The organism is Streptomyces sp. NPDC023527 (assembly GCF_055560115.1).
On the sequence record NZ_JBVHJJ010000001.1, the window covers coordinates 255,362 to 270,216 of the forward strand.

Sequence of the window (14,855 nt, forward strand, 5' to 3'; positions counted from 1 at the left end):
AGGATCGGGGGCGTGGCAGCAAAGGCAACGAAGATGAGCGCAGAGACCGGCACCGACGTGGTGGAGGGAGGCCGCCCCCGCCTGCTCCTGATGGACGGGCACTCCATGGCGTACCGGGCGTTCTTCGCGTTGCCCGCGGAGAACTTCACGACGGCGACGGGGCAGCCGACGAACGCGGTGTACGGCTTCGCGTCGATGCTCGCGAACACGCTGCGTGATGAGAAGCCTTCGCATTTCGCGGTGGCGTTCGATGTGTCGCGCAAGACGTGGCGCTCGGAGGAGTTCCCGGAGTACAAGGCGACGCGATCGAAGACTCCGGACGAGTTCAAGGGTCAGGTGGAGCTGATCGGTGAGCTGCTGGACGCGATGCGGGTGCCGCGGTTCGCGGTGGACGGTTTCGAGGCCGACGATGTGATCGCCACGCTGGCCACGCAGGCGGAGGCGGCGGGTTTCCACGTCTCGATCGTCACCGGTGACCGGGACTCCTTCCAGCTGGTCTCCGACGATGTCACGGTGCTGTATCCCACCAAGGGTGTCTCGGAGCTGACCCGGTTCACCCCGGAGAAGGTGCTGGAGAAGTACGGCCTGAGCCCGGCGCAGTATCCGGACTTCGCGGCGCTGCGCGGTGACCCGTCGGACAATCTGCCGGGCATCCCGGGTGTGGGGGAGAAGACGGCGGCGAAGTGGATCAACCAGTTCGGTTCGTTCGCGGAGCTGGTGGAGCGCGTCGAGGAGGTCAAGGGCAAGGCGGGGCAGAATCTCCGGGATCATCTGGAGGCCGTCAAGCTGAACCGCCGCCTGACCGAGATGGTGCGGGACGTGGAGCTGTCGGTGGGCCCGGAGGGCCTGGTCCGGGAGGCGTACGACCGTAAGGCGCTGACGGCGTTCCTGGAGGGTCTGGAGATCCGTAACCAGGGTCTGCGGGACCGGTTGCTGGCGGCGGACCCGGGTGGGGCGGTCGCCGAGGAGGAGCCGCCGGCGGCCGGTGCCGAGGTGGACGGTGTGGTGCTGGGCGCGGGTGAGCTCGCCCCGTGGCTGGCCGAGCACGCCGTCCATGTGCTCGGTGTGGCCGTGGTGGACTCCTGGTCGCTGGGCAGCGGCCGGGTCGCCGAGATCGCGCTGGCCACGGGTGAGGGCCCGGCCGCGTGGTTCGACCCCGCCGAGCTGGACGAGGCGGACGAGCGGGCGTTCTCCGCGTGGACCGCGGACGCGGGCCGGCCGAAGGTGATGCACGACGCCAAGGCCATCATGCGGGTCTTCGCCGAGCACGGCTGGTCCGCCGTCGAGGGCGTCACGATGGACACGGCGCTGGCCGCCTATCTGGTCAAGCCGGGCCGCCGGTCCTTCGACCTGGAGGCGCTGTCGGTGGAGTATCTGGGCCGTGAGCTGGCCACGGCCGCCGCCGGTGACGGCCAGCTGGCCTTCGGTGCGGACGAGCAGGCCGAGGCGGACGCCCTGATGGGCCGGGCCCGTACGGTGCTCGACCTGGGCGAGGCGTTCACGGGCCGGCTCAAGGACGTGGGCGCGGCCGGGCTGCTCACCGATGTCGAGCTGCCGACGAGCACGCTGCTGGCCCGCCTGGAGCGGGCGGGTATCGCTGCGGACCGGGGCTGGCTGGAGCGGATGGAGCAGCAGTTCGCGGCGGCTGTGCAGCAGGCCGTCACGGAGGCGCACGCGGCGGCGGGGCACGAGTTCAATCTCGGTTCGCCCAAGCAGTTGCAGGAGGTGCTCTTCGGTGAGCTGGGCCTGCCGAAGACGAAGAAGACGAAGACCGGGTACACCACGGACGCCGATGCCCTCGCCTGGCTCGCCGCCCAGACGGAGAACGAACTCCCGGTGATCATGCTGCGCCACCGTGAGCAGGCCAGGCTGCGGTCCACGGTCGAGGGCCTGATCAAGGCGATCGCCCCCGACGGGCGGATCCACACGACGTTCAATCAGACGGTGGCGGCCACGGGCCGGCTGTCGTCGACGGACCCGAATCTGCAGAACATCCCGGTGCGCACGGACGAGGGCCGGGCGATCCGTCGCGGCTTCGTCGTCGGTGAGGGCTATGAGTCGCTGATGACGGCCGACTACAGCCAGATCGAGCTGCGGGTGATGGCCCACCTGTCGGAGGACGAGGGTCTGATCGAGGCGTTCGCCTCGGGTGAGGACCTGCACACCACGGTCGCCTCGCAGGTGTTCGGCGTCGCCAAGGGCGAGGTCGATCCGGAGATGCGCCGGAAGATCAAGGCCATGTCATACGGGCTGGCCTATGGTCTGTCGGCGTTCGGTCTCTCGCAGCAGCTCAACATCGCGCCCGCCGAGGCGGGCAAACTGATGGACACCTTCTTCGAGCGGTTCGGCGGTGTGCGGGATTACCTGCAGCGTGTGGTCGTGGAGGCCCGTGCCACGGGCTATACGGAGACGATGCTGGGCCGCCGTCGCTACCTCCCTGATCTCAACAGCGACAACCGCCAGCGTCGTGAGACGGCCGAGCGGATGGCGCTGAACGCCCCGATCCAGGGCACGGCCGCCGACATCGTGAAGGTCGCGATGCTGCGGGTCGGTCAGGCGCTGGAGGCCGGGGAGCTGTCCTCGCGGATGCTGCTCCAGGTGCACGACGAAATCGTGCTGGAGATCGCGCCGGGTGAGCGGGAGGCGGTGGAGAAGCTGGTCCGCCGTGAGATGGCGGGGGCCGTGTCGCTGCGGGCTCCGCTGGATGTGTCGGTCGGTGTCGGCGGGGACTGGGAGTCCGCGGCGCACTGACCGGGCCTGATCCATGGCCGCGTACCGCCCTCCCGCCCTTCGGCGAGGGGGCGGTTCGGTGTTTCGGGGACCGCTCGTGCGGGACGTGTTCTCATCCGGGCCGGGCGTTGCTACGGTGCCTCAGCCCCGATTTTCTGATGACCCATCAGTTTTCTCATCAGTTCTCCATCGGTTCCGGGAGGCCGTGAACATGCGCGCACTGGCCGCCGCGGCCATCGGACTGGCCGCGGCCCTCGCCCTCGTCCTCACCGTCACGGCCATCGGCCCGCCCCGGGGCGAGACCTCACCCGAGCCGCTGCTCACCTCCGTCCCCGCGCACCCCTAGCGGCGGGGAGACCTCGCCATGCGCCGCAAAGCGAGCCTGATCCTCCTCGCCCTCGCCGTCTTCCTCACCGCCCTGTCGCCGCTGCTGCGCTGGTACGCCTTCCCCCGCCTGGCCAAGGTCCCGGCGGGCCGCTACCAGACGGCCGTCATGGAGGCGAAGGACGCGACCCTCATCGACTACGCCACGATGGAACCCAAGAAGGTCCCCCGCCTCACCGTGGTCCAGACGATCAAGGGCAATGTGGAGCAGGCCGACAAGGTCAAGAAGGCCACCGGCCGCGACGTCGTGGTCTGGGACACCCTCAGCTATATGGCGGGACCCGACGGCGCCATGGTCTCGCGCATCCCCGAGCGGTACGTCTTCGACGCCCACAGCCAGCAGCCCGTGCACGCGGGCGGCGAACACGTCGACGGCACCCCGGTGCGCCGCGACGGCATCGCGTACAAGTGGCCCTTCCTGGTGCGCAAGCACGACTACCAGTACTTCGACATGCAGACCCGCACCTCCGCGCCCATCCACTACCGCGGCACCCGCACCTTCCGCGGCCTGCGCGTCTACTACTTCGAGCAGACCATCCCCTGGACCCAGGTCCCCGTACCGCGCGCGCTGCCCCTCGGCATCACCCCCGACACCGTCCGGCAGCTCGGCCTGGAGCGGTGGTACTCCACCCGGCGGATGTTCTGGGTCGACCCCACCACCGGCGCGCCCGTCAACGGCGAGGAGATCCACCGGGAGGAGATGCGCTGGACCGGCCACCCCGAGAAGAAACCGATCACCGCCTTCGCCGGCCACGTGAAGATGCGCCCCGACTACGTCGACTCCACCGTCGCGCTCGTCACCTCCCAGCGCCGGCTCGTCCTGCTGCTCACGACGTACCTGCCGTGGGGCTTCGCGGGCCTCGGCACGGCGCTGCTGGCCCTGGCCCTCGTACTGGAAGCCCGCTCCCGCCGCGCGCGGGCCGACGCCGGGGTCTCGGCGACGGGAGATCGGTATGCACTCGCGGAGGAAATGTCACAGGATGGAGGGACACCTGAATGGCCGACCCCAGGCAGGGGCCGCTGAGTGAAGGAGGCCCACCGTGAAGGAGAGCCCCGAGGACACGTCCACCACGTCCCGGCCACGCCGCCTCTACACCGGCGGCGAGCGCCCGTACGACCCCGAAGACCTGGTCATGGCATCCGGCCGGGACGTCACGCCCGAACGGGTCGAGGCGGCCAGGCGGCTGATCGAGGAGAAGGGGGCGGCGGCGGTCGAGCGGTACCTCCCCTGAACCCCACTCCACCCCGGCGGCGCCGGGCGGCCCCACGACCCGCCCGGCGCCGCCGGCTTTCGCCCGACGTCAGCGCCGGGCGTTCGTACGCCGCGTCGCCACCGCCGTCGAGGGGTCCTCGGGCCACGGGTGCCGGGGATAGCGGCCCCGCAGCTCCGCCCGCACCGAGCGGTAGCCCTCCTTCCAGAAGGACGCCAGGTCAGCGGTGACGGCCGCCGGACGGCCCGCCGGTGACAGCAGGTGGACCAGTACGGGCACCCGGCCGCCCCCGACGCGCGGCGTTTCCTGGAGCCCGAACAGCTCCTGCAGCTTGACCGCGAGGACAGGCTGCTCACCGCCGTAGTCCACCCGGATCCGCGAGCCGCTCGGCACCTCGACGCGCTCGGGCGCCAGCTCGTCCAGACGCGCGGCGTCGCCGCTCGCCCACGGCAGCAGCCGCTCCAGCGCCTTCCCTGCGTCCAGCCGCTCCAGATCCGACCGCCTACGGGCCCGCTCCAGCTCCCAGGCCAGCCACTCCTCGGCCCGCGCCAGCAGCGCCTCCTCCGACACGTCCGGCCACGGCTCCCCCAGCGCGCGGTGGACGAACGCCAGCCGCTGCCGCAGCCCGGCCGCCTCGGCCGACCAGCGCAGCAGCCCCAGCCCCTCCCGCCGCAACCCCTCCAGCAGCGCCGCCCGGACGAGCCCGGCGTCGGGCGACCGCAGCGGCCGCTCCGCCAGCTCCACCGCGCCCAGCCGCTCCACGCGCCGCGCCACCACGTCCCGCCGCTCCTCCGACCAGCGGACCTCCTCGACCTCCGCGTACAGGGCCCCGGCGGCCGCCCGCGCGGTGTCCTCGTCGATCAGCGCACCCAGCGTCACCCGCGCCGACGCCGCCGCGACGGGCCGGTCCGCGACGGCCACCGCCAGCCACCGCCCACTCCGCAACCTCGACCCGTCCCGCAGCTCGGCCCCGGTCCCCGACACCATCAGATACGAGCCCTCGCCCCGCGCCCGGGCGACCCGCTCGGGAAACGCCAGCGCGGCGACGAGCCCGGCGACGGCGTCGTCACCGGGGGCGGCGTCGGGCCGGCCGCCGGGGCGCTGCCGCTCGGCCCCGCCACGAGCCGCCGAGCCCGGGCCTTCGCCGCTTCCGGCGGATCCGCGCACCGCCGAGGTCTCAGGGGTACGAGCCGCCGAGCCCCGCCCTCCGCCGCCCCCGGCGGTCCCGCGCACCGCGGCCTCCTGCGCTTCGGCCGGCCCCGCCCCGGCCTCCGGCCCGCGCCCCGCCGCTTCGCCGCCCGCCGCACCCCGTACCGCGCTCTCCAGCCGGCGGGCCTCCGCGCGCCAGCGGGTCGCGTAGGCGTCGCCGCCGCGGCGCGCCGTGCGCCACGCCGCCGCCAGGTCGTCGCCGTACTCCCGAGGGGGCTCCTCGCTCAGCAGGGCCACGACCTCCGCCGCCCGGCGTGCGCCGACCTCGTGCGCGCCGTCCAGGAGGGCGCGCGCCAGCCGGGGGTGGACGCCCAGGCGGGCCATCCGTCGGCCCCGGTCCGTGGGGCGGCCCTCCGCCGTGATCGCGCCGGTGGCGTTCAGGACCTCGCGCGCGGCCGCCATCGCACCGGCCGGCGGCGGGTCGAGGAGGGCGAGGCCCGTCGCGTCCGGGTCGCCCCAGCACGCCGCCTGCAAGGCGAACGCCGTCAGGTCCGCGACCGTGATCTCCGCCGCCGGGAAGCGCGGCAGCCGCGCGTCGTCGGCCTCCGTCCAGCAGCGGTACACCGCGCCGGGGGCCTCGCGCCCCGCCCGTCCCGCGCGCTGCCGGGCGGCGGCCCGGGACGCCCGTACGGTCGTGAGCGCGCTCAGCCCGCGCGCGTGGTCCACGCGCGGCTCCCGCGCCAGGCCCGCGTCCACCACGATCCGTACGCCCGGCACCGTCAGGCTCGACTCCGCCACCGACGTCGCCAGGACCACCCGGCGGTGGTCCGAGCCACCGGCCAGCACCGCGTCCTGGACGGCCGCCGGAGCCCGCCCGTGGACCTGGAGGACCTCGGCCCCCAGCTCCCCGGGCCCGCCCAGCCGGCCCGCCACGCGGGCGATCTCCCCGACGCCGGGCAGGAAACACAGCACATCCCCCGGCCGCTCGCGCAGCGCCCGCCGCACCACGCCCGCGACGTGCTCCAGCAGGGCGGGGTCCACCCGCATCCCGTGCGGCGGCCGCACCGGACGCTCCGGCGGGGCCCACACCACCTCCACCGGGTGGGAGACGCCCCGCGCCTCCACGACCGGCGCGTCGCCCAGCAGCCGGGCCCAGCCCTCCGCGTCGGTGGTCGCCGACGCCGCGACCAGCCGCAGCTCGGGCCGCAGGGCGGCCCGTACGTCCAGGAGGAAGGCGGCGACGGTGTCGGCGTCGAGGTGGCGTTCGTGGCACTCGTCGAGGATCACCGCGTCGACACCGGCGAGCTCCGGGTCGCGCTGGAGGCGCTGCAACAGCACACCCGTGGTGACCACCTCCACCACCGTCCGGGGCCCGACACGCCGCTCGCCGCGCACCGTGAACCCCACCCGGCCGCCCACCGCCTCGCCCAGCAGCCACGCCATGCGGCGCGCGGCCGCGCGCGCCGCGATCCGGCGGGGCTCGGCGACCACGACGCGCCGCCGCGGCCCGTCGCCGACGAGCCCGGCCAGGACGAGCGGCACCAGCGTCGTCTTGCCCGTGCCGGGCGGCGCGCACAGCACCGCCACGCCGTGCTCGTCGAGCGCGCGGGCCAGGGCGGGCAGGGCGGTGCGTACGGGCAGCCGGTCCAAAGGGGACAGCTGGGACTCGGGGGAGGGGCCGTCGGCGTGGATCACACGCCCCAGTCTCGCCCAGGCCCGGACGGGCCCGGAACGAACCGGTCAGGCCGGCCCGCGCTCACAGACGAAGATCGCCGTGCCCGGGATCAGATGGCCGCGCAGCGGGGACCAGCCGCCCCACTCCTGGGTGTTCCACTCCGGCCACTCCGGCTCCACCAGGTCCACCAGGTGGAAACCGCCCGCGACCACGTCGCGCACCCGGTCGCCGATCGTGCGGTGGTGCTCCACATAGACGGCGCGCCCGGCCTCGTCCTGCTCCACATACGGCGTGCGGTCGAAGTAGGAGGCCGCCACCGACAGCCCCTCGGGGCCGGGCTCGTCGGGAAACGCCCAGCGGATCGGGTGGGTGACGGAGAAGACCCAGCGCCCTCCGGGCCGCAGCACCCGGCGCACCTCGCGCATCACCCGTACCGGCTCGGCGACGAAGGGGACCGCTCCGTAGGCCGAGCACGCCAGGTCGAAGGAGCCGTCCGCGAAGGGCAGCGCCCCCGCGTCCGCCTCCACCAGCGGTACGTCACCGCCGATGCGCAGGGCGTGCTGGAGCTGGCGGTGCGAGAGGTCGAGGGCCACCGGCCGGGCGCCCTGCGCCGCCAGCCAGCGCGAGCACTGCGCCGCGCCGGCGCCGATCTCCAGGACGTCGAGGCCCTTGAGGCCGCTCGCCGGGCCCAGCAGCGCCGCGTCGGCCTCGTCGAGGCCCTCCGGACCCCAGATGAAGCGATCGTCGCCGAGGAAGGCGCCGTGCTCGCTCTGGTATTCGTCGGCGTTGCGGTCCCACCAGCCGCGGCTGGCCCGGCTGCTCTCCGTCTCCCCGCTGGCCCGCCGGGTCGCTTCCGGTTCGTACTCGTGGATCTCTGAGCTCATTTTGGACCGTCGTGCCCTCGGCAGTAGTGGTTCAGTGGACTTTGTCGTATCTTCTGGGTTCTTCTGCGGTCTTCCGCGGCCGATACGAGGGCCGATACGGGGGCCGGTGCCGTGCCGTGCCGGGGCGCGGGGGCGATCCGGGCCGTTCCGAAACCGGAACAGGGGACCGGAGCGTGAAGCTCCGGGGTGCGGCGGGGCCCTCGTGGCCTCGCAAAACATAAGTTGTGCCCGATGTGGGGGGTTTCGTCCCGGGTGTGCGCCTTCGCGCATTGACCGTGCCCGGCTGCCCCCGTATGCTACAAGTTGCGCTGCGGGCCTGCGCGCCTCAGACGGAGCAGGTCGCGCTCGCACTTGTTGTATGTCCCCTCGGTCGTCGAGGCGCTTTCGATCTTCTTCGAGAGCCTCCGGGAGTCTTCGGATTCCTGGGGCCCTCGGGTTGTGCGCCTTCAAGGCTGTCCGGCTTCGGCGGTGCGATACGGGTTCTCGGCGTAGCAGTACCTACGACTCACTGTCCGTACCGGAGCCTTTTCCCACATGACGAGCAGCACCGAGACCACCGCCACCACCCCGCAGGTTGCGGTCAACGACATCGGTAACGAGGAAGCCTTCCTCGCCGCGATCGACGAGACGATCAAGTACTTCAACGACGGCGACATCGTCGACGGCGTCATCGTGAAGGTCGACCGGGACGAGGTCCTGCTCGACATCGGTTACAAGACCGAAGGCGTCATCCCTTCCCGCGAGCTTTCGATCAAGCACGACGTCGACCCGAACGAGGTCGTCAAGGTCGGCGACGAGATCGAGGCCCTGGTTCTCCAGAAGGAGGACAAGGAAGGTCGACTCATCCTGTCCAAGAAGCGCGCTCAGTACGAGCGTGCCTGGGGCACGATCGAGAAGATCAAGGAAGAGGACGGGATCGTCACCGGTACCGTCATTGAGGTCGTCAAGGGTGGTCTCATCCTCGACATCGGCCTCCGTGGCTTCCTCCCGGCCTCCCTGGTCGAGATGCGCCGCGTTCGCGACCTCCAGCCCTACGTGGGCAAGGAGCTCGAGGCCAAGATCATCGAGCTGGACAAGAACCGCAACAACGTGGTCCTGTCCCGCCGTGCCTGGCTGGAGCAGACCCAGAGCGAGGTCCGCCAGACCTTCCTCACGACCCTGCAGAAGGGCCAGGTCCGCTCCGGCGTCGTTTCCTCGATCGTCAACTTCGGTGCGTTCGTGGACCTCGGCGGCGTCGACGGTCTCGTCCACGTCTCCGAGCTCTCCTGGAAGCACATCGACCACCCCTCCGAGGTTGTCGAGGTCGGCCAGGAAGTCACCGTCGAGGTTCTCGACGTCGACATGGACCGCGAGCGTGTCTCCCTGTCGCTCAAGGCGACGCAGGAAGACCCGTGGCAGCAGTTCGCCCGGACCCACCAGATCGGTCAGGTCGTCCCGGGTAAGGTCACCAAGCTCGTTCCCTTCGGTGCGTTCGTGCGCGTCGACGAGGGCATCGAGGGCCTGGTCCACATCTCCGAGCTGGCCGAGCGCCACGTGGAGATCCCGGAGCAGGTCGTCCAGGTCAACGACGAGATCTTCGTCAAGGTCATCGACATCGACCTCGAGCGCCGTCGCATCAGCCTCTCGCTGAAGCAGGCCAACGAGTCCTTCGGTGCCGACCCGTCCGTGGTCGAGTTCGACCCGACCCTGTACGGCATGGCCGCGTCCTACGACGACCAGGGCAACTACATCTACCCCGAGGGCTTCGACCCCGAGGCCAACGACTGGCTCGAGGGCTACGAGAAGCAGCGCGAGGAGTGGGAGCGCCAGTACGCCGAGGCGCAGCAGCGCTTCGAGCAGCACCAGGCGCAGGTCATCAAGTCCCGCGAGGCCGACGAGCAGGCCGCTGCCGAGGGTGCTGCCGCTCCGGCCGCCGCCTCGACCGGCGGTGCCACCGTCTCCGGCGGTTCGTACTCCTCGGAGTCGGCCGACAACTCCGGCGCCCTGGCGTCGGACGAGGCGCTTGCCGCCCTCCGCGAGAAGCTCGCCGGCGGCCAGAGCTGACGCTCTGACCGGCAGCAGCTGACAGCTGACTGAGGTAAGGCCCGTTCCCCTTGGGGAGCGGGCCTTACTCATGTCCGCGGCCTGTCCAGCCCCGACCGCTCCTGACCGCTCCCGTTCATTACCCTCCGCTCTTGCCGTGAGTGTGTCCGCGGTATTGCGCGCGGCGGACGGCGGGAATGGTCGGGCCCTCCCCATGCGTTCCCCGTACGGAACATGAGGAGGAACGGTCACTGTGTTGGATCCGCAGGGTTTGTACGAATGGGAGCCCAAGGGGCTCGCCGTGGCCGACCTGGCATTGGCCCAGGACACGGCCGGCCTGGTCATGCTCTATCACTTCGACGGCTACATCGACGCCGGAGAGACCGGCGACCTGATCGTCGAGCGGCTCCTCGACAGCCTGCCGCACCAGGTCGTCGCCCGCTTCGACCACGACCGGCTCATCGACTACCGGGCGCGCCGCCCGCTGCTCACCTTCCAGCGCGACCGCTGGAGCGCGTACGAGACCCCGAAGATCGAACTGCGACTCGTGCAGGACGCCACCGGCGCCCCCTTCCTCCTGCTCACCGGCCCCGAGCCGGACGTCGAGTGGGAGCGCTTCGCGGCCGCCGTCGGACAGATGGTGGAGCGGCTCGGTGTCCGGCTGTCCGTCAACTTCCACGGCATCCCCATGGGCGTCCCGCACACCCGGCCGGTCGGCATCACCCCGCACGGCAACCGCACCGACCTGATGCCCGGTCACGGCGGCTTCTTCGACGAGGCGCAGGTGCCCGGCAGCGCCGAGTCGCTCGTCGAGTACCGCCTGGCGGAGGCCGGCCACGACGTCCTCGGCGTCGCCGCGCACGTACCGCACTACGTGGCCCGCTCGCCCTACCCCGACGCCGCCCTGACCGTCCTCGAAGCGGTCACCGCCGCCACCGGCCTCGTCCTGCCGAACACGGCACACGCGCTGCGCACGGCCGCCCTCCGTACGCAGGAGGAGATCGAGCGGCAGATCGCCGAAGGCGACGAGGAACTCGTCACCCTCGTCCGGGGACTTGAGCACCAGTACGACGCGGTGTCCGGCTCCGAGACCCGCGGCAACCTCGTCGCCGAACCCGTCGAACTGCCGTCCGCCGACGAACTGGGCGCGGAGTTCGAGCGCTTCCTCGCCGACCGGGAGGGCGACGGCGGCCACTGACCGCCCGCCCGATACCGTGGGGCCCATGCTGAATGTGGGCCTCACGGGCGGGATCGGCGCGGGCAAGAGCGAGGTGTCGCGGCTCCTCGCGTCGTACGGAGCGGTGGTCGTCGACTCCGACAAGATCGCCCGCGAGGTGGTGGAGCCGGGGACCCCCGGGCTGGCCGCGGTGGTCGCCGAGTTCGGCGACGCGGTCCTCACGCCCGAAGGGGCGCTCGACCGCCCCAAGCTGGGCGCCGTCGTCTTCGCCGACCCCGACCGGCTCGCCGCGCTGAACGCCATCGTGCACCCACTCGTGGGAGCCCGCTCCGCCGAACTCACCGCGTCCGCCGGCCCCGACGCGGTGGTCGTCCACGACGTCCCCCTCCTCACCGAGAACGGCCTCGCCCCCCTCTACGACCTGGTCGTCGTCATCGACGCCTCCACCGAGACCCGCCTCGACCGCCTCGTCCGCCTGCGCGGCATGACCCTCGACGAGGCCCGCGCACGCATGGCGGCCCAGGCCACCCGCGAGGAACGCCTCGCGGTGGCCGACCTCGTCATCGAGAACGACGGGTCCCTGGAGGAACTGGAGCCGCGGGTACGGGAAGTCTGGGCGGAGTTGACGGGGCGGGCGACGCGGTAGGGCCCTGTCGGCGCCGTTCGTCATATCGGGTGATGTGACGAGGGCGCCGCCGACACGCTTTCCGGCCCGATCCGCGGCTTCATCGCGGGGATGCGGGGCTTCGTCCTCCGGTGCGGCCCAATTCCACCCTCACGCACGCCGGTTCAGGGGCACGGGTGTGTGCGTAGGGTTTCCTCTCGATCACCGAAATCGATGCGAGGGGATTGCCGCGTGGCCATGCCGGAACTGCTCGGCGTGAGACCCGTCGCGCCGCCGCCCGGTCCGAGATACAGGGCGCGGGCGCTGGGGCTCTGCATCATGCTGGCCGGCCTGGCCGGAATGGGATTCTGTCTCTCGCGATCGGTGAAAGCCGCCGGTTACGCGGCGGACAAGGGCACGGTGACCATCGGCCATTGCTGGACGACACACCGGTCATCGAGCCGCTCCTCGCACGACGAAACGCGGTGTTCCGGCGTCTTCCGGCCGAAAGGCGGCCGGTCCGTACGGACGGACGCCGAGCTCAGGGGCTTCTATGTGCCCGGCGAGCGGGTCGAGGTCTACCGCGAGGGCTCCGATTACTCCCTGGTCAGTCCGCGCGCGTGCTGGGGCTGGCTGTGCGCCGTGTTCTTCGGGGTGATCGCGTTCTCGCAGGGGCTGACGGCGGTCGTCGTCGGTTTCCACGCGCGAAGCCTCGAAGAGTTCCATGCCGCTCGCGAGCTGATCAGCAGGTCGCCTTGCGCGAGCTACGTCAAAGGTCTGCTGCTGGTCGGGGGCGCGGGCATGGCCCTGTGTCTGGTGCTGGCCTGCGTTTCGCCCTGATCGTCGCCCACACCCGGGAGAGAGGAATCCGCATGACTCTTCGAGTGCGGCCCGTGGAGCTGGAAAAGTATGCCGGTCAGGTGCGCCGTGCCGCCGACGACGCGCAGGAAATGCTCGACTACGCACGGAAGTTCACCAAGGTCTCCGCCGCTGAGGCGGGGCTGCTGGCGAGGGCGATGGAGCAGCACGAGGAATTACGCGGCAACGTGCTCCGTGTCCTGCGGCACCTCGCGGACATCCTGAAGGGCTCGGCGGGCGAACTCGACGCCTCCGCCTCCTTCTACCGCCGCACCGACCGGTCCGTGGCCGCTTCCATGGATGGGACCGTGACCGCGGCGCCCGGCGAAGCGGGGCGTTGATTCCCGCATGGCATTCACCGACAGCGCGGAGCCCACGGCGCATCTCACCCCTCCCGGGAAGCCGGCGGACTTCATCGACCCGCTGAGCCCGATCAACGCGGTCTGCGATGTCCTCAGCCCCGGGTCATGGTTGCTGAAAATCATCGAACTCGTTCTCCCCCACGACCCGGTGAAATGGCTGGAGGACACCTTCGCGGGGGACTGGGAGGCCTACGCGAAATGCGCCGAGTCCTGGCGGAACCTGGGAAAGGCGTGCGATGCCGTCGCACGGAACCTGGACAGTGGGAACAAGGCCCTGAACCGGACCTGGGACGGGGCCGCCGGTGATGCCGCTTTCCACTACTTCGAGGCTGTGCGCAAAGACCTGCGCGAGATCAGTGCCTCCTTGACGGCGATGAGCGACGAATACACCGCTGTCGCCCAAGGGGTCGCCGCCGCGGCCGAGGCCATCGCGGAGTGCGTCAGCGCGATGATCGACGCCGCCATGACCGTATGCATCGTGGGAGCCGCCGCGACGGCACTGAGCTGGACCGGCTGGGCCACGGCGATGGGCTATGCCCTGGGCGCGGCGGAAGCGACGGTCATCGCGAAGGAATGGGAGAAGGCGACCAAGCTCGTGAACAGCGCTCAGCTGCTGATGAACGCCGGCTATGCGGTGCTGGGACGGGCCGGCGGCGAACTCGCGGCGAAACTCGAGAGGTTTCCCCTTCCGCGACATGCCTATGACCATCCCGCTGTGTGAGCGCTGTGTGATCGCCGTGTGAGCGGTGTTGCGGCCGGTTGTCCGACGACTGACGTTTTCAGGAGGTTGTGGAGAGTGGCGGAACGCCACGTGGGACCCGAGGAATTCCTGACGCCGGGGCGCGATCCGGCCCGTGCGCGCATGGTGCACACCTCGCTGCGGGCCCTGGCCGAAGGAGGGGCCGGGAAGGTCCTTCAGGAAATGGCCCGGGAAGTGCTCAGCGGCAGAATGGGGCTGCGCGAGTGTCTGACCGTCGACACGTACGCCGAGACGCTCACCAGCAGGGCCGTCGAGGCGTACGAGGAGTGGGAACGCCTCCCCGCCGCCGACCGGGAGCGGCATATGGCCGAAGCGCGCCGCTTCCTCGACGGTGAAGGCGACGGCGGCGGCCGCGCGCCACAGCGCTTCTGACCCCCCGCCGCCTCAGCTCACCCCGTCCGGCCTCCGGGGGGGGGTATGGCGTGGTGGCCGGTCGCAGCAGGTCCGCCGAGCCCGCCACTTCCGCCAGCGAGTTCGCCAGGGCGACCAGCACTTCCCGTACCCGCGAGATCTCCTCCCGCAGCGCCGCCGCGTGTTCCCAGACGCGCTCGTACGACACCGGGTCCACGTCCGCCGGGCGCAGCGACTCGTACGCGGCCAGGCGGGGGTGCCACGCCGCCAGCACCGGGCGCAGTGCCTGGTTGAGGACCGTCACGGCCAGCGCCCCGAAGGTGATCTGGCCGGGGCCGCGGCGCGGGGCGACATCGGGGCCGTAGCGGCGCAGGATGTCGCGGGTGGTGCCGAAGAGGCTGTAGAAGGAGGACAGCGCCTCTCTCAGGAAGCCTTCCTCGGGGCCGAGTTCGACGGTCGAGATGCGCGTGGCCAGCTCCGCGTACAGCTCCCAGGCGGCCTTGCGCTCGGCTTCGACCGGTTCCCAGACGCCGGTGATGTCGCCGAGCATCGGGATCGCCATCCGGACCGTGATCTGCTTGGGCCTGGTCCGGCCGGCGGCGTTGCGTATCCGTCGCATGATCTTCCTCCCCGGGGCCCACAGTAGGCTAGGGCCGGCCGAGGCAGGCAGGGATCGGCCGGAACGCCG

General features: G+C 71.6%; 13 protein-coding genes. 10 read left to right on the plus strand and 3 right to left on the minus strand.

Annotated elements, in window-relative coordinates; genetic code table 11:
* Positions 1-33 precede the first annotated feature (33 nt).
* The 4 genes from polA (at position 34) to ACZ303_RS01170 (ending at position 4,346) form a co-directional block, all read left to right on the plus strand.
* Positions 34-2,751, plus strand: a complete 2,718-nt coding sequence (polA, locus tag ACZ303_RS01155; protein ID WP_467333756.1) for a DNA polymerase I — start codon at positions 34-36, stop codon at positions 2,749-2,751.
* Between the two features lie 190 nt (positions 2,752-2,941).
* Entirely contained in the window at positions 2,942-3,076 is a 135-nt protein-coding gene (locus tag ACZ303_RS01160; RefSeq protein WP_467333758.1) for an SPW_0924 family protein, read from the plus strand.
* An 18-nt stretch (positions 3,077-3,094) separates the two neighbouring features.
* Positions 3,095-4,138, plus strand: a complete 1,044-nt coding sequence (pgfA, locus tag ACZ303_RS01165; protein ID WP_467333760.1) for a cell envelope lipid trafficking protein PgfA — start codon at positions 3,095-3,097, stop codon at positions 4,136-4,138.
* 16 nt (positions 4,139-4,154) lie between these two features.
* Positions 4,155-4,346 (plus strand): hypothetical protein, encoded by a 192-nt coding sequence (locus ACZ303_RS01170; protein WP_467333762.1) that lies wholly within the window; start codon positions 4,155-4,157, stop codon positions 4,344-4,346.
* Between the two features lie 69 nt (positions 4,347-4,415).
* Here ACZ303_RS01170 and ACZ303_RS01175 read toward each other — a convergent pair whose 3' ends face one another.
* Both ACZ303_RS01175 and ACZ303_RS01180 read right to left on the minus strand, forming a co-directional pair.
* Positions 4,416-7,169: an ATP-dependent RNA helicase gene (locus tag ACZ303_RS01175; RefSeq protein ID WP_467333764.1), complete on the minus strand. Its 2,754-nt coding sequence runs from the start codon at positions 7,167-7,169 to the stop codon at positions 4,416-4,418.
* A gap of 45 nt (positions 7,170-7,214) precedes the next feature.
* Positions 7,215-8,033: a class I SAM-dependent methyltransferase gene (locus tag ACZ303_RS01180; RefSeq protein ID WP_467333766.1), complete on the minus strand. Its 819-nt coding sequence runs from the start codon at positions 8,031-8,033 to the stop codon at positions 7,215-7,217.
* Between the two features lie 534 nt (positions 8,034-8,567).
* On the opposite strand from ACZ303_RS01180, the gene rpsA reads away from it, so the two are divergent.
* From rpsA to ACZ303_RS01210, 6 genes are all read left to right on the plus strand, one after another.
* The gene (gene rpsA, locus ACZ303_RS01185; RefSeq protein ID WP_467333768.1) at positions 8,568-10,076 is read left to right on the plus strand and encodes a 30S ribosomal protein S1; all 1,509 of its coding nucleotides are present in this window, start codon (positions 8,568-8,570) and stop codon (positions 10,074-10,076) included.
* A gap of 232 nt (positions 10,077-10,308) precedes the next feature.
* A complete protein-coding gene (locus ACZ303_RS01190; protein WP_467333770.1) occupies positions 10,309-11,253 on the plus strand; it encodes a PAC2 family protein in 945 nt (314 codons plus the stop codon).
* A gap of 25 nt (positions 11,254-11,278) precedes the next feature.
* Positions 11,279-11,878 (plus strand): dephospho-CoA kinase, encoded by a 600-nt coding sequence (gene coaE / locus ACZ303_RS01195; RefSeq protein WP_467333772.1) that lies wholly within the window; start codon positions 11,279-11,281, stop codon positions 11,876-11,878.
* A 216-nt stretch (positions 11,879-12,094) separates the two neighbouring features.
* Positions 12,095-12,676, plus strand: a complete 582-nt coding sequence (locus ACZ303_RS01200; RefSeq protein ID WP_467333774.1) for a hypothetical protein — start codon at positions 12,095-12,097, stop codon at positions 12,674-12,676.
* 32 nt (positions 12,677-12,708) lie between these two features.
* The gene (locus tag ACZ303_RS01205; RefSeq protein WP_467333777.1) at positions 12,709-13,035 is read left to right on the plus strand and encodes a hypothetical protein; all 327 of its coding nucleotides are present in this window, start codon (positions 12,709-12,711) and stop codon (positions 13,033-13,035) included.
* A 7-nt stretch (positions 13,036-13,042) separates the two neighbouring features.
* On the plus strand, positions 13,043-13,777 hold the full coding sequence (locus ACZ303_RS01210) for a WXG100 family type VII secretion target (RefSeq protein WP_467333779.1): 735 nt from the start codon (positions 13,043-13,045) through the stop codon (positions 13,775-13,777).
* Between the two features lie 274 nt (positions 13,778-14,051).
* On the opposite strand, the gene ACZ303_RS01215 is transcribed toward ACZ303_RS01210, so the two are convergent.
* Entirely contained in the window at positions 14,052-14,786 is a 735-nt protein-coding gene (locus ACZ303_RS01215; protein WP_467333781.1) for a hypothetical protein, read from the minus strand.
* Positions 14,787-14,855 lie beyond the last annotated feature (69 nt).

What these genes read in the sequence shown, in the direction of transcription:
- polA (WP_467333756.1), top strand. Translation starts at nt 34, where the DNA reads ATGAGCGCAGAGACCGGCACCGACGTGGTGGAGGGAGGCCGCCCCCGC.
- ACZ303_RS01160 (WP_467333758.1), top strand. Translation starts at nt 2,942, where the DNA reads ATGCGCGCACTGGCCGCCGCGGCCATCGGACTGGCCGCGGCCCTCGCC.
- pgfA (WP_467333760.1), top strand. Translation starts at nt 3,095, where the DNA reads ATGCGCCGCAAAGCGAGCCTGATCCTCCTCGCCCTCGCCGTCTTCCTC.
- ACZ303_RS01180 (WP_467333766.1), bottom strand. Translation starts at nt 8,033, where the DNA reads ATGAGCTCAGAGATCCACGAGTACGAACCGGAAGCGACCCGGCGGGCC.
- rpsA (WP_467333768.1), top strand. Translation starts at nt 8,568, where the DNA reads ATGACGAGCAGCACCGAGACCACCGCCACCACCCCGCAGGTTGCGGTC.
- coaE (WP_467333772.1), top strand. Translation starts at nt 11,279, where the DNA reads ATGCTGAATGTGGGCCTCACGGGCGGGATCGGCGCGGGCAAGAGCGAG.
- ACZ303_RS01200 (WP_467333774.1), top strand. Translation starts at nt 12,095, where the DNA reads ATGCCGGAACTGCTCGGCGTGAGACCCGTCGCGCCGCCGCCCGGTCCG.
- ACZ303_RS01205 (WP_467333777.1), top strand. Translation starts at nt 12,709, where the DNA reads ATGACTCTTCGAGTGCGGCCCGTGGAGCTGGAAAAGTATGCCGGTCAG.
- ACZ303_RS01210 (WP_467333779.1), top strand. Translation starts at nt 13,043, where the DNA reads ATGGCATTCACCGACAGCGCGGAGCCCACGGCGCATCTCACCCCTCCC.
- ACZ303_RS01215 (WP_467333781.1), bottom strand. Translation starts at nt 14,786, where the DNA reads ATGCGACGGATACGCAACGCCGCCGGCCGGACCAGGCCCAAGCAGATC.